The 19,806-nt window shown below is 54.7% G+C and carries 16 protein-coding genes and 3 pseudogenes; 3 read left to right on the forward strand and 16 right to left on the reverse strand.

Annotated elements, in window-relative coordinates; genetic code table 11:
- Nucleotides 1-161: 161 nt before the first annotated feature.
- A complete protein-coding gene (locus tag OMP38_RS10900; RefSeq protein WP_277565088.1) occupies nt 162-1,058 on the forward strand; it encodes an AraC family transcriptional regulator in 897 nt (298 codons plus the stop codon).
- A gap of 54 nt (nt 1,059-1,112) precedes the next feature.
- Here the strand turns inward: OMP38_RS10900 and OMP38_RS10905 are convergent, their stop codons facing one another.
- The 4 genes and pseudogenes from OMP38_RS10905 to OMP38_RS10920 all read right to left on the reverse strand — a co-directional run bounded on the left by OMP38_RS10905 (nt 1,113) and on the right by OMP38_RS10920 (nt 5,713).
- Entirely contained in the window at nt 1,113-2,120 is a 1,008-nt protein-coding gene (locus tag OMP38_RS10905; RefSeq protein WP_420869608.1) for a serine hydrolase domain-containing protein, read from the reverse strand.
- A 715-nt stretch (nt 2,121-2,835) separates the two neighbouring features.
- Nucleotides 2,836-3,428: pseudogene (locus OMP38_RS10910) on the reverse strand (histidine phosphatase family protein).
- A 439-nt stretch (nt 3,429-3,867) separates the two neighbouring features.
- Nucleotides 3,868-5,155 (reverse strand): annotated as a pseudogene (locus OMP38_RS10915) (IS110 family RNA-guided transposase).
- 126 nt (nt 5,156-5,281) lie between these two features.
- Nucleotides 5,282-5,713: a GNAT family N-acetyltransferase gene (locus tag OMP38_RS10920; protein WP_277565090.1), complete on the reverse strand. Its 432-nt coding sequence runs from the start codon at nt 5,711-5,713 to the stop codon at nt 5,282-5,284.
- Between the two features lie 23 nt (nt 5,714-5,736).
- Between OMP38_RS10920 and OMP38_RS10925 the strand changes: the two genes are divergently transcribed.
- On the forward strand, nt 5,737-6,096 hold the full coding sequence (locus tag OMP38_RS10925; protein ID WP_277565091.1) for a hypothetical protein: 360 nt from the start codon (nt 5,737-5,739) through the stop codon (nt 6,094-6,096).
- Between the two features lie 574 nt (nt 6,097-6,670).
- Here the strand turns inward: OMP38_RS10925 and OMP38_RS34600 are convergent.
- The 11 genes and pseudogenes from OMP38_RS34600 to OMP38_RS34605 form a co-directional block, all read right to left on the reverse strand.
- Complete coding sequence (locus OMP38_RS34600) at nt 6,671-6,850, reverse strand: HIT domain-containing protein (protein ID WP_338130454.1); 180 nt, start codon at nt 6,848-6,850, stop codon at nt 6,671-6,673.
- A 56-nt stretch (nt 6,851-6,906) separates the two neighbouring features.
- The gene (locus OMP38_RS35750; RefSeq protein WP_420869609.1) at nt 6,907-7,155 is read right to left on the reverse strand and encodes a helix-turn-helix domain-containing protein; all 249 of its coding nucleotides are present in this window, start codon (nt 7,153-7,155) and stop codon (nt 6,907-6,909) included.
- A 68-nt stretch (nt 7,156-7,223) separates the two neighbouring features.
- Nucleotides 7,224-9,056 (reverse strand): glutamine--fructose-6-phosphate transaminase (isomerizing), encoded by a 1,833-nt coding sequence (gene glmS / locus OMP38_RS10935; RefSeq protein ID WP_277565092.1) that lies wholly within the window; start codon nt 9,054-9,056, stop codon nt 7,224-7,226.
- A gap of 623 nt (nt 9,057-9,679) precedes the next feature.
- Nucleotides 9,680-11,021: pseudogene (gene glmM, locus OMP38_RS10940) on the reverse strand (phosphoglucosamine mutase).
- Between the two features lie 68 nt (nt 11,022-11,089).
- A complete protein-coding gene (locus OMP38_RS10945; protein WP_277565236.1) occupies nt 11,090-11,929 on the reverse strand; it encodes a CdaR family protein in 840 nt (279 codons plus the stop codon).
- The gene (locus OMP38_RS10950) at nt 11,859-12,524 is read right to left on the reverse strand and encodes a CdaR family protein (RefSeq protein WP_277565093.1); all 666 of its coding nucleotides are present in this window, start codon (nt 12,522-12,524) and stop codon (nt 11,859-11,861) included. Before OMP38_RS10950 ends, OMP38_RS10945 begins: the two co-directional genes overlap by 71 nt.
- Nucleotides 12,517-13,362, reverse strand: a complete 846-nt coding sequence (cdaA, locus tag OMP38_RS10955; RefSeq protein WP_277565094.1) for a diadenylate cyclase CdaA — start codon at nt 13,360-13,362, stop codon at nt 12,517-12,519. Before cdaA ends, OMP38_RS10950 begins: the two co-directional genes overlap by 8 nt.
- 172 nt (nt 13,363-13,534) lie before the next feature.
- Nucleotides 13,535-14,143, reverse strand: a complete 609-nt coding sequence (locus OMP38_RS10960; protein ID WP_277565095.1) for a zf-HC2 domain-containing protein — start codon at nt 14,141-14,143, stop codon at nt 13,535-13,537.
- A 116-nt stretch (nt 14,144-14,259) separates the two neighbouring features.
- Entirely contained in the window at nt 14,260-14,817 is a 558-nt protein-coding gene (sigW, locus tag OMP38_RS10965; RefSeq protein WP_420869633.1) for an RNA polymerase sigma factor SigW, read from the reverse strand.
- A gap of 439 nt (nt 14,818-15,256) precedes the next feature.
- Nucleotides 15,257-18,049, reverse strand: a complete 2,793-nt coding sequence (gene ppc, locus OMP38_RS10970; RefSeq protein WP_277565097.1) for a phosphoenolpyruvate carboxylase — start codon at nt 18,047-18,049, stop codon at nt 15,257-15,259.
- Between the two features lie 325 nt (nt 18,050-18,374).
- Nucleotides 18,375-18,629 carry a hypothetical protein gene (locus tag OMP38_RS34605; RefSeq protein WP_338130455.1) on the reverse strand — a complete coding sequence of 85 codons (255 nt, stop codon included), beginning with the start codon at nt 18,627-18,629 and terminating at the stop codon, nt 18,375-18,377.
- Here OMP38_RS34605 and OMP38_RS10975 point away from each other — a divergent pair.
- Nucleotides 18,607-19,089, forward strand: a complete 483-nt coding sequence (locus OMP38_RS10975) for a class I SAM-dependent methyltransferase (protein ID WP_338130456.1) — start codon at nt 18,607-18,609, stop codon at nt 19,087-19,089. The genes OMP38_RS34605 and OMP38_RS10975 overlap by 23 nt on opposite strands.
- Nucleotides 19,090-19,114: 25 nt before the next feature.
- Here the strand turns inward: OMP38_RS10975 and OMP38_RS10980 are convergent, their stop codons facing one another.
- Nucleotides 19,115-19,471, reverse strand: a complete 357-nt coding sequence (locus OMP38_RS10980; RefSeq protein WP_277565098.1) for a DUF1304 domain-containing protein — start codon at nt 19,469-19,471, stop codon at nt 19,115-19,117.
- Nucleotides 19,472-19,806 lie beyond the last annotated feature (335 nt).

Here is a 19,806-nt window from a genome sequence, read left to right on the forward strand (position 1 = left end):
TGCGTTGTGGGAACAAACTTATTATGTACCTTCCAGGCTATTATCCGTTAGAATATTACTCCCGCATTCTTGCCTATTATTTTCATCCGCTTAACAATTGCAGTTCAAGAATTTATGATGATTAAAATGGAACACAGTAATGGGAGGGATGCACATGCTGGATGACGCTCAAAAAAACATACTTTAAACAGTTGGAGCTTGCGCAGCTCGTCGAGAAGTTCTCTGGCGCAGATGGCGACCACGCTACCCCGATCCCCTCGTTGCACCTGGTCCGCGATTCCCGCTCCGAGGTTCCGATATGCAGAATACAAAAGCCATCGCTATGCATTGTAGCTCAAGGCGAGAAGGTGATCATGCTCGCAGGCGAGCGCTACCAATACGGGGTATCCGATTATTTGGCGGTGTCCCTGGATGTACCGATAACCGGCCGGGCTACTCAGCCCTCTCCTGAATTTCCCTACCTGGCGATTCGTCTGGATTTGGAGGCCAGCCAAATCTTTCAGATCATGAAGGAGACGGAACTACTTCCCGACAGCACCAATCGCTATCGCAGAGGGCTATTCGTAGGCAAAATGAATATGGCCCTCCTCGATGCAGCCGTCAGACTCGTAGGCCTGTTAGAGACGCCGAAGGACATTCCGGCTCTGGCGCCCCTCGTCATACGTGAGATGATTTACAGACTCCTTAGCGACGATCACGGGGATGTGTTCAAGCAGCTTGCCATGGCTGGAAGCAATTACGCCTCCATCGCAGAAGTGGTCGAGCGGATCAAGAGGGATTACAACCAGCCGCTGCGCATCGAAGAATTAGCTGAACTGGCGAACATGAGCACTTCCTCGTTATATCGTCACTTTAAAGAAATGACCGCCATGACTCCGGTACAGTATCAGAAGCAAATCCGACTGCAGGAAGCGCGCCGTCGGCTGTTAACCGAATCTACCCACGTGGCAGATATCGCGTTCGAGGTAGGCTATGAGAGCCCCTCCCAATTCAGCCGGGAATATGCGCGCCTGTTCGGCTTCTCTCCGGTGAGCGATATCAAGCGATTCATTAGATAAGCGTCCCGAATGATTTTCATCATCGGGACCACGTTACTGAGCTAACGTCTCCCGTTACTTCAATATTTCGTTTGATAAAATGCATTCAAGAACCTTGTTACGAAAATTCTGTATGTCTTTTAAGTAATTGTATCCTTCGGGATTGCGTTCAATTTGATTTAACATTCGCACTGCCACTACGTTATATTCGGGGATAACCAAAAGAGCATTCCCAAAAATCCCGAGTGATTGAAATGATCCCTTTGGAAGTTGTTGTCCCAATTCCGACATTGAGCGTGGCCTATCCTGTACCCACCAAAAGAATCCATTGCGAGGCAAAGTATCATCAAGTGAGGAAGGGGTAGTAATCTCCACTGCTCGTTGGAAGATAGTTTTAGGGAGAAGTTGGTCTCCCTGATAACTACCCTTGGTCAGATGCAAATATCCCCAATATGCCAAATCTCGTGTACTAGCAAATAGGTTAGCTTCTCCTCCATGCTCACCCGAATAGGTCTCGTTTACCCAAACAAGGTTCTCGCTCTGCTCCTTTCTCCATCCCGTTTCCGTGAGGCCATAACGTCTCAAAACTTCATCATTAATGACGCTTGCCAAGGGACGATCAAACACTTTTTGAACAATACTAATAAGTAGATTGACGCCTGCATTATTATATTTCCAATTGGTCCCTGCCGGAAACATTCTCTTCAATGGCTCATAAAGACCGTGAGTATGTGAAAGCAAATGACGAATTGTTGTACCGGTAATTACGCTATCGTCTACGTCATCTAAATAATTAGAAACAAAATCATCCAGACCTTTTAGTCTTCCTTCTTGGAGCGCAAGACTTATGGCAAACCCCAAATACGTTTTTCGGATCGAACCGATATTAAATTGTGACTTTGCATCAACTTTCCGACTTTGTTCAGAATGATCGTGTCTGCCAGAGTACCATTCGTTAACAACAACACCATTTTGGATAATCAATACAGCTGCCGCCGATGAGGAAACGAGATTTTGTATTTCTAAAACGGTTTGATTAAGGCTATCGAAGTGATTCTCATTTAATGCAACCCCCAAATCCACATTCATGCCTCCTATCCCATCAAATGACCGTTAGGCTACCAGTTATTTTTCGTGGCAGCCTCATCGGTTTCCTTTATTTTACTATCGCCTCCCGATAGCCTAATGATTTATGGGGTGTTCCAAAGTTTCAATATCACTAAACCAATATAAAAAAGTTCAAGAACGGATTAATAACGAGGATAATGGTATAAGCCAACAAGCGTTTATCATTTTCCTGTAGAGTCAATTTGAAGATGCCTCGCCACCATGTCCCTAACCGTTTCGAAATGATTTACCACTAAACACTCCAATCAAAATATCAAGCGACTTATTCGCTTGATAATCATCATACAAAGTAGCGATAATGCTAAGTAGTAAACAGAAGGTGGAGCACTTGATCGACCACCTTACCAGTGATGCATAGTTACCGCCAGATACTCGGTAAAGTATGCGCCCTCCACCTAAGAATAAGATAACACTAAAAATAATTATTGAGATCGCCATAATAGACTCCTTTTCACCTCAGGTCACTTGATGTGGAGGATATTTATTACGGTGGTTATATTGTATCGTTGCGCCATTGTTCAGACTATCCTGCCAGTTACTTTAATAGAAACGGCAGCCGATCGTCTAGCCGGCTGCCGCGTTGCTCATTCTGCTATTGTCTCTCGATAGCTTAACGAATCACGATCGGTTCGTTGGTTTGCCTATCTAGAATAAATACTAACCTTTACATCTAGTCCATGTCGTTTAAATGTGAAGTATTATTTAAGAAGTGAATCACCTTGCCAGGTTCAGTTATTTCAACACAACTGATATCCGTATCTCCGTTCTTAAAATAAAAGTCCTTTGTGACTGGCATATTAAAAAATGAACGAAGGAGACAATTGATAACTCCGCCATGAGCAACAATTGCAATTCTTTCATATGTACAGGAGGATAATATCTTTGAGAATATAGTTTCTACTCGCATTCTAAACTCTATATATGATTCACCTTTTTCATAGCTATCATGTAAATACTTCGGAACTGGAAGTTCTTTGGCTTCCTCGATAGTAAGCCAGCTTGAACACCGTTATTGTATTCCATTAATGCTTCCTCATATACGACTGAACATCCAATTGATTCTGCAAGATGAGAGGCCGTCTCACTAGCTCTTTTTAACGTGCTAGCCCAGATAAACTCAGGAGGGAAATCACTCTTGATTTTCTCTGCCATTAACTCCACTTGTCTTCGCCCTCGTGTTGTTAGAGGGAAATCAGCTCTACCCTCGTGAACTTTTAAAATATCCGCTTCTGACTCCCCATGCCTTATTAGTAAAAGGTGCATTTTATCTTCTCCATTCGACCCCCACTTCTAACAAGAGAAGGTGTCTATATTCTCTAGTTCTCCGTCCCTCGGTTTTAAGGATTTATCTCACATATGCTCACTCATTCGCAGGATTTCATCACCCTGATTCAGGTTAATCTCAGCAAGCAACGCAGTTGATGTCGGTTGAGCCGGGGGGCTGAGCATGCAGGAACAGAGGAACAAAAAGGAAATATTCCCCTTTCGAACTCTACTGCACGCATACTCCACAATCCCCTGGAGGTTCACCCTCCCAGATCTCAACGGGTCAATGCCCTTACATTCCTTCGTTATACCTGTCCAAGGTGTGGAGACCGATAGCGTTTAGCGGATGGGTCTTAGCCCTTAAGGAGAACGAACTCGGTCCTCCGTGCTTTCTTTGTAAAATCCTGCGAATGAGTCAATATACGTGATGCTTTCTTTAGGCTGCTTCTGTCCAGGACAAAACGGTTTTCTGTGGCGTGAACGTTTCTCCACGTTGAACAATACCGACTAGAATCCGTGCCAGCTTTCCAATTAACTTAAAGATGGACTGCTGCTTTTTCATCTTCTTTTTCTGTACATTATGCTCGTGTAAATGACGGAAGACGGGATTATTCCAAACCAATTGAACCGTCGCAAGATAAAGATATTTTCGCAAGGCTGAGTCGCCTCGTTTCGAAAGAACAATTCGCCCTTTTCGCTTACCAGACATACTTTCAGCCAAGTTTAGTCCAGCCTTCCGAAGCACCTGACGTCCGTGTGCATACTGTCTTAAGTCTCCTGTGCCAGCTAAAATGGCCGCAGTGAAGATTTTTCCGAGCCCCTTTATCGTACGGAGCTGCTGAGCCATTGGAATTTCAGAGAGCAGAGTCTCGACGTCCTTTTCCATCTGTTTAAGCATGGCGGTAACTCGTTCGTATTCCTCAATAAGCCGTTTTAAATCTGCTTTCGCTTCTTCAACAGCGGTTCGATCTCCGACACTGCGTCTCGCATGAGCAATGAGCTGTGCAGCCTTCTCGATCCCCGTAGAACCCCCGGCACGCTGCATATGAACTCGCCAAGCATCTATGATATCCGGTACCGTATAGGTCTCCAGATCTTGCGGGCAAGGGAAGGTTTTAAGGGTCGACAATGACCGCTTGCAGCCCCAGTCTTTGAATACAGACAGATATTCGGGGGAAGCGAATGTCCAGCCAGCGTACGATCCGATTCTGCAGCCGTACGCTGTTCGTCACCCAAAATTCCCGGTCACTCATCATCGTCCGTAATCGTTGAAAGGCATGAGATTGACGCGTGTACTCATAGTAGAAGCCCCGGCTGACTGCATCTGCGATGACCAACGCATCCTTGGGATCGTTTTTTGAGGGGCTGTTATCTCGGTTTTCCTTGTTACGCTTCGTCGTAGCAGGGTTAACCATCACCACGTGTAGATCCTTATCCGATAACCAGTTCGCAAGATTAAACCAGTAATGGCCGGTAGGCTCCATGCCGATGATGAACTGTTTTAATCGATGCTTCTGCTGTAACTCATTCATCCAGCGCCTCAACTTCTCAAACCCTTCCACAGTATTTGAGAATGAGAGATGCCGATAAGAGATAACGATTCCTCGAAAGTTTGTAGCCTGAGCTACATGAGTTTCTTTCGCCATGTCTATCCCTACAACGAGATGCGAGGTGCTAATTCGTTCAATCCGTTGATTTTGTGCGTCTGATTGCTTAAACTTCAATTTAAGAGCGCCTCCTTGATGTGTTGTCGACAAACCCATCATACCGAGGCGCTCCCTTTTTTTACAAAGCTCATTTCTTAAGCTCTACAGGAATGTTTAGCATAATCACTTAGTCGAGTTTGATACTTATAATATACGAGAATAGTAAGCTACATCGGTAACTCTGCCGAGTAAATTCGATTCAGGCAACACCGCTACCAAAGTAAAACCGAGTTTTTCAATTAACTGTTTTGACTTCATATTTTTATTATCAATAGTAGCATACAGGCGTTTAAGGTTTAATGTACATTTACAATGCTCAATGACTGCGGAAACCGCTTCATACGCAAAACCGCATCCCCAATGCTCCCTCATGAAGCGATAACCAATTTCACCAAGATAACCTTCTGCTATTTCTGGAATCATTACATCACCAATGAATTCATCAGTATCTTTTAATGCGACAGTCCATTTTCTTTCATTACGCTTCCTAACCATTTCTAAGATTGACTGTTCATCACGAGGGGGATTAATTCCAAGAAATTCTCTTACCTCATCATTGTTAAACATTTTAAGCATATTTGGAATGTCTTTTTCCGCTCTTGGACGTAAAATCAATCGCTCTGTTTGAATTTTCGGTGCTTCTTTTTTTTGCCATGATTTATTCCAGCCCTTCGTACATTGTTGGGGAAGGCGGAGGGGTTTTAAAGTGGTTTCTAGGATTTATCCAATTTCGCATAACTCATCCTTCAGCTACCCTGCCCGTTACTTCAACGGAAACGGCAGCCGATCGTCTGACCGGCTGCCGCGATGCTCGTTCTGCTATCGTCTCACGTAAGCGTTGTGTATCTGCCCAATTGCTGGGCGCGAATATGTTTATTCCTTTAAATACAAAATGCAAAATGCTGCTTATTGGTAAAAAACAAATAATAAGTTTTTGTTTTCTTTCATTTTCTTTTTAAATTTAACGATTCCTCGAATAAGAATTATTGATAAAAGGATAATAATCACTGGACCGATTTCTAAAATAAACATAGGAACTAATGATGATAACGAAATGACAATTTCATAAATGAAAAAATAATCAACTATTCCGACAACTACAAATGACATTACAATCAATTGGAATTTCGAATAATAATAACCAAGCATGCGATAAGCTCTTCTTAAGTAATTTAGAACTTTCATGTTTCACCTCAATACGGGGAATGATGCAAAAAGTCATTTATAACACATCCCTATAATACCACATTTTGGAACCGCTATCCGTTACTTCAATGAGAAGGCAGGTGATGGGCATCCAACTGCCTTCGTATCAAGATTGAGCTAACGTCTCCCGTTAGCTTAATCTTGTCTAGCACCATGTACCATCAATATCTCTTATTCTTTTTCCGTAGTGAACATGCCAATGAAGATGTTTATTGCTTTGATATTCTCCAACATTAGTTGATACAGTACATCCACCATGTTGTTCGTTTATCTGGTTTGATACTTTTTTGGATTACCGAAAATAAATCGTTCAGTAAGACAATATCTTCATCTGAAACGTCGATGAGCGAAGGAATGTGTTTTTTTGGGAATCACAACTATGTGTACTTCATAATAAGGACGGCTATGATAAAAAGCTAAAGAATTCTCAGTTTCTAAGACTTTTTCTACATCTGTTTTACCACTTAATACTTCCTCACAATAAAAATCTTGAACACCATTGGACATTAATTATAATTCCTCCTCGTCGAACAGCCAGTTAAGATCCACACTGAATTTTTTTCTTAACTCATAAAGAGTCTCTGCCGACGGTTTCGTTTCCCCTGCTCGATTTCACTTAATCTGCCTTGGGATATTCCAATAGTATTTGCAAACACTATTTGATTCATTTGATGTTGTTTGCGAATGGCCTTCACCTTGTCCCCTATGCTCATTACATTATCCCCTTTAAACAAAAGTAAGGCCGTCCCCATGCTGTAGGACGGCCCATGATGTATATAGAACAAAACTTTTTTTGTAATTTTATCAGCCATAACAAAACTTTATGGTTCAGAACAACACTTTATTGTAATGAGTCACTCCTTAAGCCGTTCGCCCCCGCTTATTCGACAGTCACGCTCTTCGCCAAATTCCGCGGCTTATCCACGTCATGGCCCAGCGCGAGCGAGGCGTAGTACGACAGCAGCTGCAGCGGGATGACCGACAGGGCCGGCGTGAGCAGCGGGAGCGTGCGCGGGATGGCGAATTGGCGGTCGACGGACTTCGCCGACTCCTCTTCGTGCCCTTCGTTGACGAGGCCGAGCACCTCGGCGCCGCGCGCCTTCACTTCTTTAATGTTGCTAACGGTCTTCTCGAACAGGTCCTCCTGCGTGAGCAGCGCGATGACGGGCACGCCGTCCTCGATCAGCGCGAGCGTGCCGTGCTTGAGTTCGCCCGCAGCATAAGCTTCGGAGTGAATGTACGAGATCTCCTTCAGCTTGAGCGAGCCTTCGAGCGCGACGGCGTAGTCGATGCCGCGGCCGATGAAGAACAGGCTGCTCGACTTCGCGATCGACTCGGCGATGCCCTTAACCGTATCGGCCTGGGCGAGGATACGCTCGACCTGCTCCGGCAGCGAGTCCATCGCGGCCAGGACGTGCGCGATCTCCGCCTCTTCCTGCGTGCCCAGCGTCTGGGCCATATAAAGCCCGAGCAGGAAAAACGCGATCAACATCGTGGAGTACGCCTTCGTCGATGCGACGGCGATCTCCGGGCCTGCCAGCGTGATGATGACGTCATCGGCTTCGCGCGCGACCGAGCTGCCCACAACGTTTGTGATCGCCAGCACGCGGGCGCCGCAGCGCTTGGCTTCGCGAAGCGCGGCCAGCGTGTCGGCCGTCTCGCCGGATTGGCTCACGACGATGACCAGCGTATCCTTGGTGATGATCGGCGAACGGTAGCGATACTCCGACGCGACGTCCACTTCGACCGGAATGCGCGCCAGGCGCTCGATGACCGTCTTGCCGACCATGCCGGCATGCATCGCGGTGCCGCAGGCGACGATGTGCACGCGGCTCACCGCGCGCAGCTGCTCGGCCGTGATCGACAGCTCTGGCAGGACGACCGAGCGACCGTCTTCGCTGATACGTCCGCGCATCGTGTCGCGGTACGCGCGAGGCTGCTCGTAGATCTCCTTCAGCATGAAGTGATCGTAGCCGCCCTTTTCGGCGGTCATCAGATCCCAGTTCACGCGGAAGACTTCCTTCGCGACCGGATCACCTTCTACCGTCAGCAGCTCCACGCCGTCGCGCGTCAGCACCGCCATCTCGCCGTCCTCGAGGATATAGATGTCGCGCGTATATTCGAGGATCGCCGGAATATCCGAAGCGATGAACTTCTCGCCTTCGCCGACGCCGATGATGAGCGGGCTCGCATAGCGTACCGCCACCAGGCGGTCCGGCTCATGCTCGGTGAGCACGCCCAGCGCGAATGCGCCGCGCATCTTGCGTACCGCCTTCTGCACGGCCTTCACGATATCGCCTTCGTATTCGACGGCGATCAGGTGCGAGATAACCTCCGTGTCCGTCTCGGACAGGAAGCGATGACCCGCGAGCATCAGCTCTTCCTTGAGCTCCAGATAGTTCTCGATGATGCCGTTGTGCACGACGGAGAACTTGAGTGAGTTGTCCGTATGCGGATGCGAATTGGCATCCGACGGCTTGCCGTGCGTCGCCCAGCGCGTGTGCCCGATGCCGATCGTGCCGCACAGCGGGTCGCCCGTCAGTCGGTTTTCCAGGTTGACCAGACGACCTACCGCCTTGGTCACTTCAAGGCCGCGCGCCGTATGCACGGCGATGCCCGCCGAGTCGTACCCGCGGTATTCCAGCTTCTTGAGCCCTTCGATCAGGATGGGCTGAGACTCTCTAAATCCGATATATCCGACAATTCCGCACATTGATATATGCCTCCGCTTCGGTCAACGTCCGACGGACGTACCGGAGCCGGTCAGGCTGCCGCACGCCTATAGCAGACCGCGGACAACCAGGGGTATGCATGCAGATCCCCTAAGCCAAGTTGGGCCCGAGCGCCTCGCAGGCGTCCCGCCGGCCGCAGCCTTGCGCAGGATCAGCATTACCCGATATCCACGACATGTCGAGGTCCCCGTGCTCCGGTTCGCCGGACATTCCGCTATAGTATGATTCCGATTGGTTGTTCTTATCGTGCCGGCGTATTGTGCGCCCGGTTGCCCTGAGCGTTTTGTCTTCCGGCTGACGGCCCCGATTGGGCCGGGAGGTCCCCGCCGATCATCCGAACACCTCCACCTCGTCAACTCGCCGCGCGCCGGCGGCAAGTTCTGGCGCTTATGAAGCTTGGCGACCCCGATCCTGCCTTTCCTTCTTGAATGACGTTCCCGTTCCTATCTTATTACCCACGGCTCGCGCCGATAATCTAACTCATCATATTCGTTTTGAAAACCCGGTGCAACCTTTATCCGCGACTTTCCGCCAAATGACCGTATTGCCCAGGAAATGACACCGCCCGGCATCGTCGACACCGGGCGCGCCAGCATGCTGTCAATTAGACGAGCTCCGCGCGAATCACGTCGGCGATCGCGTCGACATGGCCTTCGATCTCCGCCTTGTCCGGCCCCTCCGCCATGACGCGAATGAGCGACTCCGTGCCCGATGGCCGCACGAGGATGCGTCCGTTGTCGCCGAGCGCCGACTCCGCCGTCGCGACGGCATCCGCGATCGCCGCATTGCCCTCGTACTTCGACTTATCCGCGACGCGAACGTTGACGAGCACCTGCGGATATTTGCGCATGACCTGCTTGAGTTCGCCCAGCTTCTTGCCGGAAGCGACGATCGTGTCGACGAGCTGCAGCCCCGTCAGAATGCCGTCTCCCGTCGTATTGTGATCGAGGAAAATAACGTGGCCGGACTGTTCTCCGCCCAGGTTAAACCCCCCCGCGGACCATCTCTTCCATCACGTAACGGTCGCCGACGGCCGTCTTCGCCGTCGTCAGGCCAAGCTTGTCGGCGGCTTTGAAGAAGCCGATGTTCGCCATAACCGTCGTCACGACCGTGTCGTGCTTCAGCTTGCCCCGGCCGCGCATCGCTTCGCCGCAGATGAGCAGGATATAGTCGCCGTCGACCTCTTCCCCGCTCTCGTCGATGGCGATGAGCCGATCCGCGTCGCCGTCGAACGCGAGGCCCAGATCGGCGCCCAGCTCCCGCACCTTCGCCGCCAGCTTATCCGGATGCGTCGATCCGACGCCTTCGTTGATGTTCAAGCCATTGGGCTCGGCGCCGATCGCGACGACCTCCGCGCCCAGCTCCCGGAAGATCGTCGGCGCGAGCTCGTAGGCCGCCCCGTGCGCGCAGTCGAGCACGATCTTGAGACCGGCGAACGAATGCTTAACCGTCAGCTTCAAATAATCGACGTACATCCGCTTCAACGCCAGATCCGTCGTCACCGTGCCCAGGTCTTTGCCGACCGGCCGCGGCAGCGTATCTTCTTCGGCGTCGAGCAGGCGCTCGATCTCCGCTTCCTTTTCGTCGAGCAGCTTAAATCCGTCGCCGCCGAAAAACTTAATGCCGTTATCCTGCACCGGATTGTGCGACGCCGAGATCATGACGCCCGCATCGGCGCCGAGCGTGCGCGTCAAATACGCGACCGCGGGCGTGCTCACGACGCCGAGGCGAATGACGTCCGCGCCGATCGACAGCAGACCCGCCGCCAGTGCATTTTCCAGCATCGCGCCCGATACGCGCGTATCGAGACCGATGATAACCTTCGGACGCTGCGCGCCCCCTGCGAGTACGTAGCCGCCGCAGCGGCCGATCTTATAAGCAAGCTCGGCGGTGAGCTCCAAGTTGGCTACGCCCCGAACGCCGTCCGTTCCGAAATACTTCCCCATGCTCCTCTTGACCCCTTCGTCCCCAATTCGTTCTGCCCGACGACTGTTGTTCGTTCAGCCGATGCTGTCTAAGCGCCATCCGTCGGCGATGGCGATGACGATAATGATGACGATGGTGTCGGCGTCGGAGACGGGCTTGATGTCGGCGAGCCGACGGTCCCGCCCGTCCCCTCTGCCTCCGTCCCCGTCGGCTCGCCGCCGTCCGGCTCGATGACGCCGCCCGAGGCCGCTTCGTCCGTCGTCGGCACGCCAGGCGTAGGCGTCGATTCCGTGCCGATGTTCGCGATCTCGACTTCGATCGAGGTGTTGCCCCCGCTCTGATCCACGAATCGCGGCGAATTCACGTTCAGCGGAATCGTGTACGTGCCTGGACCCCGTCCGCTCAGGTCGGCCTCGACGCTGACGTCGCCCGGCTGCAGCTTGTCGAGCACCGCCGGCGCGCCCTTGAACGTAATATCCGCCTGGCCGCTCGCCGGATTCATGATTTGCATCTTGAGGCCGTTGCCCAGCCCCTTAATCGTGATCGGCAAGCCTTGAATCGTGCGCGTCTGCGTCAGCACGACCTGCACGTCGACGGTGATCGCCGCCGGAGACACCTCCGTGATGGCGTCGGATTTGTTAAGCGTGATGTCGACTTTGCCCGATTTGGTCACCTCGGACAGATTCAGATCCGCTTCGATGAAGTCGATCTTGTCCAGCTCCGTCTGCGGTCCGTAGATCGTCGCCTGCTCCGCGCTCGGGGTGAGATTCTCGACGCTTAGCCCCGAGGGCAGCTGACCGATCAGCTTCAGTTGGATTGGCACCTGCTTAAACGGATTGGTGATCGGCACTTCGACCTCAAGCACGGCAGGATCGACCTCCGCGCCCGGGATCTCCTGCCCGGACCCGTCGTAAGCGACGAGCTTCACGCTCTTGTCCTTGAGCGTCTTGTCCGCGCCTTCGATGGAGATCGAGCCGCCGACATGGTCGACGCGGTCCATCTCGCTCGCCGGCAACGTGACATGCACCCGGTTCGTCGGACGCAGCACGGGGGGCGCCTGCCTTGTAGCCTTCCTTCGGCGTCCCCGTCGGCGTCACTTGAACCTCGAATTCCTTGGTCTGCAGCTCCTCCAGCTCGACCGTCACGGTCGCGGGCTCGACCTGGATCGTCTGAATGCTTCTGGGCAGATCCGTTCTTAGCGTTATCGTATGCGTACCCGACTTGACTGTGCTTAGATCGGCCTCCACGATATATCCGCCGTCCGAACGCGCGGCCAGGAGGTCGCTCGGCGTGCCTCGTACGATAAGCTTGACCTTGGTCGGATCCATGCTCTTCAGCACGTAGCTCTGCTCGTCGAGTCCGCGCACCTGAACCTTCACGTCGGTGAACGTGCGCGTCTCGATGAGCGAAGCGACGTTATTCGGCGTCGAATCCGGATTGAAGTGAACGACCGCCCACAGCAGAATGCCGAGGGCCAGCGAGATGAGCCGTACGGCGTTCGGATGGCTGAGCCACTTATCCATGGCCGTCACCGCCTTTCCGCCGCCAGAATTTCCAAGGGATGTTCCAGCTCCGCCTGGCCTTCTTCGCGTTCGTCTGGCGGAGCTCGTCGAACAGCTTGGAGATCAGCGACTCTTCCTTGATGTCCCGCACGATCTGTCCGTTCAACGCGAGCGATACATGCCCCGTCTCCTCGGAGACGACGACCGAGATCGCGTCGCATACCTCGCTGATGCCGATGGCCGCGCGGTGCCGGGTGCCCAGTTCCTTGGAGATGAACGGATTTTCCGACAGCGGCAAATAGCAGCCCGCCGCCATAATCTCGCCGCCGCTCACGATGACGGCGCCGTCGTGCAGCGGCGTGTTGGGGATGAAAATATTGATGAGCAGCTCCGAGCTGATCGCGGACTTCATCTTGATGCCGGTCTCGATGTAGTCGCCGAGGCCCGTACGCCGCTCGAAGACGATCAAGGCGCCGATCTTGCGCCTCGCGAGGTATTGCACGGCCTTAATGACCTCGTTGATCGGATGGCTGATGTCGTGCTCCTCCTGGGAGGAACGGCTGAACAGCGTACCGCGTCCGAGCTGCTCGAGGGCTCTGCGGAGCTCCGGCTGGAAGATGATCAGAATCGTCATGATCCCGAACGGGAACAGCTGGTTCATCACCCATTTGAGCGTATACAGGTTCAGCCACGTGCTGAGCGCCCAGGTGAGCACGAGCAGCAGGATGCCTTTAAGAAGCTGGACGGCCTTCGTGCCGCGCACCAGCAGAATCATTCGGTATATAAGATAGCTGACGATGAGGATATCGGCGGCATCCTTGACGGCGCCCCACACCGTTAAGTTCTCGAAGTAATCCAAGACGCACCCCCTGTCTGGCGTCTCGATCGGGTTTCCCGAATCTTGTCAGATTGCGCTTAGGATATGTATATATTGTTTTCTATAAACGTACTTCTAAATCCTGTTTAGAATACAAAAAAAACCTCCCCGATGTCCAGGGAGGCCGCCTCAAAGGGCCGCCGGACGGCAGCCGTCATGTCCCGTAAGCCACCGTGTCGAACCAGGTCGTCACCTTGTACCATGCCCAGTCGAGCGCCCGGTCCACGGTTTTCACCTTGCCGGCGATATGCGCGGTGGATGCGAGCGTCACGTTGCCGTCGATGACGGTCAGGTTGCCCTCGACTTCGCCGAGCACCTCGGCTTCGCCGTTCTTGATCGTCAGGTCGCCTTCGACCTTCTGGCCGGCGGGCACGATGACCTTGTTGCCTTCGATCACGACGTGCGACAGGTCTCCGCTCAGGCTGAGCTGATCGTCCTGATTCCACATCGCGACGAAGCTGGTCAGCATGACGACCAGGAAGATCGCCGCCGCCGAAGCCGCCGGATGCCGCTGCACCCACGAAGTCCATGTCCGCGGGCTCCTTTTCTTGGGCAGCGCGGCCATGATGGCGTCGGTCATATGGGACGGCGCAGCCGGGACGGGCTGGGCATATATCAAAGCTTCCGTACGCTCAAGCGCCCCGTAGCGCGCCTCGCAGGCCGGACATTCGCGAAGATGTTGCTGCAGCAGCACGGACTCCTCGCGGGACAGATCCCCGTCGAGATAATCGTGCATCCGCTTTACGGCATCGTTGCACTTCATGATAGCCATCCCTTTCTGCACAGGAGAACATAAAGCCTCCTTTGCGAATGCTTCTATACTGTACGTTTCCCGACTCGGAGCGGTTTCATCTTTGGCGGAAAAATGGGCTGAACCCTTCAAAGCTTGTGCTCCAGCTTCTTGCGCAGGAATTCGCGGCCCCGGTGCACGCGCGTCTTGATAGTCGTCACCGGCATGTCCAGCACGTCCGAGATCTCCTGCAGCGACATATCCTGCAGGTAGCGCAGCACCATGACCGACTTGTACTTCACAGGCAGCGTGTCGATCGCGTTCCGAATGATGCGCTGCGTCTCCGACAGGATCAGCTCGCTCTCGGGCGTCCGGTCGTCGCTCGGCAGCATCGCGTATCCGTCGAGCCCCTCGTGGTCCGTCGACTCGGCGTCCAGCGAGTAGATCGGGCGGCGCTTGCGCAGCCGGTCGATGCACAGATTCGTCGCGATCCGGTAGATCCACGTCGAGAACTTCTGATTTTCATCGTACCGGTCCAAGTTGCGGTATACGCGCAGGAAGCACTCCTGAACGACGTCCTCCGCCTCCTGACGGTTGTTCGTCATCCGGTAAGCCAGATGGAACAACTTGTCCTTGTATAAATCCACGATCTCCGCGAACGCGCGCTGATCGCCCTTGCGGGCCAGCTTCGCGAGTCGCGTCTCAATTGGCTTCAACGTGTTAACCCTCACCTTCTTCGCCGGTCGCCCGGCGCTCGGCCCGCCTCGTCCGCTCGGCATCGCGATGCCCGCGGGGAGGACGGCTAGGCCCGCCTGGGTCGGGAAGACCCTTCGCATGATGCGATCAAGAAAATGGTAATGCACGCGTATCAAAAATGCAAGAAGCGGATGCTCGGGAATGTCGCCCCTTCTAAAAAAGACAATTACACTATTCTTTGAGGTCGTTAAAAAAAGATGCCTGCAGCCCTTGGTGTGCGCATTGGCGCGTAGAGAACGGACAGAGGAGCCGCTATTTTTGTCCATATCGCGATTCGCGGCCCGCGATGGTTAGCAAGCAGCGATTTCCCCGTAATCTTATCCTTAGCGATCCGCAAAAAAAAGGACCCGGGCATACGCCCGGGCCCGCCTATCCGATATATCTTGCGAATCAGCCCGTATTGCGCAGGCCGGCGGCGATGCCGTTGATCGTGAGCAGTACCTCGCGAAGCAGCTCCGTGTCGTCCTCGCCCTCGTCCCTGCGCTGTCTGAGCTCGCTCAGCAGCTGAACCTGCAGGTAACTGAGGGGATCGACGTACGGGTTGCGGAGGCGGATCGACTCTTGGATGACCGGTACGTTGTCCAGAATCTCTTCCTGGCCGGTAATCTCGAGCAAGATGCGCTTGGTCAGGTCGTACTCCTCTTGGACGAGGGTGAAAATCCGCGTGCGGATCTCGTCGTCCTTGATCATGTCGGCGTACTGCTGCGCGATCAAGAGGTCCGCCTTGGCCAGCGCCATCTGCAGATTGTCGACGAGCGTCGCGAAGAACGAGTATTCGCGATACATCCGGCGCAGCGTCTCAAGCTTCGCGGGATCGCCGGCGACGTACTTCTCGAACGCCGTGCCCGCCGCGTACCAGGCTGGCAGCAGGTAACGGCTCTGCGTCCACGCGAATACCCAAGGAATCGCGCGCAGGTCCTCGAAGCGCTCGCTGTTCTTGCGTTTGGACGGACGGGAGCCGATGTTCAGCTCGCCGACTTCGGACAGCGGCGTCGACTCCTTGAAGAAGGTCATGAAGCCCGGGTCGCGGAAAATCAGATCCTGGTACTTCGTCTGCGCCGTCTCCGAGATGGACGGGAGAATCTCCTCCCACTGCGCGTCGGCCGTCTGATCCTGCGAAGGATGCTTCGCCAGGTAAGCGGCCTTCACGAGCGCGCTGGTCGCCTGCTCGAGGCTGCGGTAGGCGATGCCTTCCATCGAATAGCGGGACGTCAGCACTTCGCCTTGCTCCGTGATCTTGATGCCCGCGCCGATCGTGTGCGGCGGCTGTGCGAGAATGCTGCGGTTCAGCGGCATGCCGCCGCGGCCAAGCGCGCCGCCGCGGCCGTGGAAGAACTTCAGCTTGACGCCGTAGTCGCCCGCGGTCTCGGTGATCTTGTTCAGCGCGACGCGCAGCTCCCAGTTCGCCGTGACCATGCCGCCGTCCTTGTTGCTGTCGGAGTATCCGAGCATGATCTCGTGCATGTCGCCGCGCGCGGCGACCGCTTCGCGGTACACCGGCAGGTCGAACAGCGTCTTCATGATCGCCGGCGCTGCGTGCAGGTCGTCGATCGTCTCGAAGAGCGGCGCCGACTGGATCGAGCTGACGAGCTTGCCATCCGGCGTACGGCGCACGAGGCCGGCTTCTTTGGCGAACACCATGACCTCAAGCAGGTCGCTCGCGCCGCGGGTCATGCTGATCAGGTACGTCGTAATGCAGCCCTCGCCGAATTCTTCCTGCGCGCGGTGGATCGTCCGGTATACCTCCAGGCACTCCTTGGCGCCTTCGCTGAGCGATGCCGTCGCGTGCAGCAGCGGCCGGGAATCCGACAGCAGCCCGTGCAGCAGCTCGATCTTCTCTTCCTCGCCGAGCTCGTTGTAGCGATCCGTGACGCCTGCCTTCGCCAGCACCTCGGTCATCGCGTTCTCGTGCTCCTGGGAGTGCTGACGCACGTCCAGCGCGGCCAGATAGAAGCCGAACAGTTCGACCTGGCGGATCAGCTTCTTCAGATGCGTATCGGCGACGAAATCCGCGTAATGATGGCGGAGGCTGCGATCGATCAGCTGCAGGTCCGCGATGAACTCCGATACCTGGTGGTAGCGCTGCGGCGTTCCCTTGAATTTCTCCTCGCGCATGTTCTGCAGCTTCTGGATCATATAGGTGATCTTGATGCGGTACGGCTCGTGGTCGTTGGTCCAGCGGTCCACCGTGCGAAGCTCGACCGCCTCGCGCTCCTGCTCGATCGATTCGAGCAGCTCCGGATTCACCTTGACGATCGTCGTGCTGAAGCTCATCTTGCGCATGAGGGACTTCAGCAGCGTCTCGTACTTGTGGATGACCAGGTTGCGCTGCATGTTCAGCGTGCGCCAGGTGATGTCGGCGGTCACGGACGGGTTGCCGTCGCGGTCGCCGCCGATCCACGTACCGAAGCGGAGATACGTCGGCACATGCCACTTTTGCTCCGGATAGTACTTGGCCAGGCAGCGCTCCAGCTCGTCGTAGACGTCGGGCAGCACGTTGAAGAGCGTCTCGTGGAAAAAGTACATGCCGTTGCGCACTTCGTCGATGACCGTCGGCTTGCGGTCGCGCAGCTCGTCGGTCTGCCAAAGGGTGAGCACTTCGTTGCGCAGCTGCTCCCGCAGGCGCTCGCGCTCGCGGTAGGTAAGCGACGGATTGTCAAGCTCCATCATCTCGTTGGCGATGCGCTTATGCACGTCGAGCACGGCCCGGCGCATCGCTTCGGTCGGGTGCGCGGTCATGACCAGCTCGAGCGAGATGCCGGACAGCAGCTCCTGAACCTCGTTCAGCGGCAGATTCTTGTTCTTCAGCTCCACGATCGCGCTCTCGATAGAGCCCGGCTGGACGGCTTCGCCCGCAGATCGCTCGTAATCGCGCTTGCGGCGGATACGGTGGTTCTGCTCGGCGATATTGACGAGCTGGAAGTAGATCGCGAACGCGCGGATCACCTGGTGACGGACGCCCGGCTCCAGTCCCGTAATCGTATTGACGAATTCTTCGTAAAGCTCGGGCACGAATTCGGCGCGCAGCGCCTTGCTCGTCTCCCGGATCTTCTCTACGTGATCGAGCAGCTCGCGGCCGCCCTGGTGCACCAGCACTTCGCCCAAAATGTTGCCCAGGAACCGCACGTCCCGGCGCAGCAAATGGTTGGTCGAAGAGCGGCTTGCCGTGGCCATTTCTGTCATCCCATTCACCTCAAAATCATGACTTTCGACGCTAAACAATCTTCTAAACATCATACTACAAATGAATTATAAAATCTGCCCCTCGGCTTTGGCCTTCAAAAATAATGTACCCGCATCGGGTTAGCCGGGAACCGGGCTGCGCGGCCGCCGGATAAACTTTAAATTCCGTGCCGTCCGCGGCATCTTGCATGCATGCGGCCTTAGCGGCATTACGGCTTTGCCGTCGCCAACGAAGCGCCGCGCGCCTCTATCCAGAAGATTGCCGCTGCGTGTAATATATACCTATTATGTATCCGCGGAGGCTTGCGCCATGACTTCTTCTTCCTCATCTTCTACCTCGCCCTCGTCCGAGCCGAATCACGACGAGATCTACCGCAGCCAAGCGGAGCAATACGACCGGCTGATCGCCGCCCAGCCTTCGCTCGGCGCGCGCATCGACGCGATCCGCCCGCTGGCCGGGCTCGACGTCGTTGACCTCGGCGCCGGCAGCGGCCGGCTGACGGTGCCGCTCGCAGCCCTGAACCGGCAGCGTACTGGCGGTCGATCTGTCGCCCGCTATGCTCGAGGTGGCCGCGTCCAAGCTGACGGCATCAGGCGCAGGCAACTGGCGCACGGCCGTCGGCACGCACCTGCGCATCCCTGCCGAAGATGCGAGCGCCGACCTCGTCGTCTCGGGCTGGAGCATCGCTTACTCGGCCGCCTCGGATGCGGACCCGGACGGTACGGCGCTCGCCGCCATTCTGGACGAGATTCGCCGCGTGCTGCGGCCCGGCGGTACCGTCGTTATTTTCGAAACGATGGGCACCGGCTTTGCGACGCCGAACCCGCCCGATTTTTTGCTTTCCTATTATGATGCGCTCGAGGATGTCTACGGCTTCGCCCACGAATGCTTCCCGTTCGACTATACGTTCGCTGATGCCGACGAAGCCGAGCGCCTGGCGCGCTTCTTCTTCGGCGAAGAGACCGGAGACAAGGTCGCGGCGAGCGGCTCGCCCATCGTGCCCGAGTTCGCCGGCGTCTGGCATCGCGTGTACGCATAACCCGGTTCCCCGCCGCTCTCCGACGCTAAGTCAACAGCACGAGCGCGAGCGCAATCAAGGCCGGCAGTCCCTGCACGAGCAGAATCGATCGCTTGGCCGTGAAGCCGCCGAAGAGGGCCGCGACTAGCACGCACGCCAGAAAAAACACCTCGATCTGCTGCCCTGTCTGTCCGTTCGGGTGCAGCAGTCCCCAGCATAGGCCGGCCGCCAGAAATCCGTTGTACAGCCCTTGGTTGGCGGCCAGCGACTTGGTCGCCGCTGCCGTTTCCGGCGTAGTGCCGAACGACTTCATCGCTCGCGGCGTCGTCCAGAGGAACATTTCCAGGATCAGAATGTAGACATGCTCCAGGGCGACCAAGCCCGCGAATATTTGACCCAACATGCGAGGACCTCCCTTAAATGGCGTATGGACTCTAGTATATCATCGTTTCAGCCGTCCTAAAGGTAAAAAAGGCCACCAGCGGCCTTTTGGCTTGCGCACGAACGCGTAGCTGACGGACCGGGGAGCCTTTATTCTTGTTCTAATCGCGATTCGCGGCGCACTTTCGGACAGAGGGTTCGTTATTACGGGATTGCCGGCCTTTTTTAACCTTGATCCGGATCCATAATACATGTAACTGCTACCCGCAGCTTCATTTGCGCCAACCCGCTTACCTTCCCGCCGAGCGTCCGCGATTTTTCCATTTATACTTTTCTTACACGCGAGAGCCCAAGGCA

Source organism: Cohnella ginsengisoli (assembly GCF_029525555.1).
GTDB classification, from domain to species: Bacteria; Bacillota; Bacilli; order Paenibacillales; family Paenibacillaceae; genus Cohnella; species Cohnella ginsengisoli.

Excerpts from the sequence above, each read along its gene's own strand:
- OMP38_RS10900 (WP_277565088.1), top strand. The coding sequence starts at position 162 with ATGACGCTCAAAAAAACATACTTTAAACAGTTGGAGCTTGCGCAGCTC.
- OMP38_RS10920 (WP_277565090.1), bottom strand. The coding sequence starts at position 5,713 with ATGCTTAAAATGTTTAACAATGATGAGGTAAGAGAATTTCTTGGAATT.
- OMP38_RS34600 (WP_338130454.1), bottom strand. The coding sequence starts at position 6,850 with ATGTCCAATGGTGTTCAAGATTTTTATTGTGAGGAAGTATTAAGTGGT.
- OMP38_RS35750 (WP_420869609.1), bottom strand. The coding sequence starts at position 7,155 with ATGGCTGATAAAATTACAAAAAAAGTTTTGTTCTATATACATCATGGG.
- glmS (WP_277565092.1), bottom strand. The coding sequence starts at position 9,056 with ATGTGCGGAATTGTCGGATATATCGGATTTAGAGAGTCTCAGCCCATC.
- OMP38_RS10950 (WP_277565093.1), bottom strand. The coding sequence starts at position 12,524 with ATGGATAAGTGGCTCAGCCATCCGAACGCCGTACGGCTCATCTCGCTG.
- OMP38_RS10960 (WP_277565095.1), bottom strand. The coding sequence starts at position 14,143 with ATGAAGTGCAACGATGCCGTAAAGCGGATGCACGATTATCTCGACGGG.
- ppc (WP_277565097.1), bottom strand. The coding sequence starts at position 18,049 with ATGACAGAAATGGCCACGGCAAGCCGCTCTTCGACCAACCATTTGCTG.
- OMP38_RS10975 (WP_338130456.1), top strand. The coding sequence starts at position 18,607 with ATGCTCGAGGTGGCCGCGTCCAAGCTGACGGCATCAGGCGCAGGCAAC.
- OMP38_RS10980 (WP_277565098.1), bottom strand. The coding sequence starts at position 19,471 with ATGTTGGGTCAAATATTCGCGGGCTTGGTCGCCCTGGAGCATGTCTAC.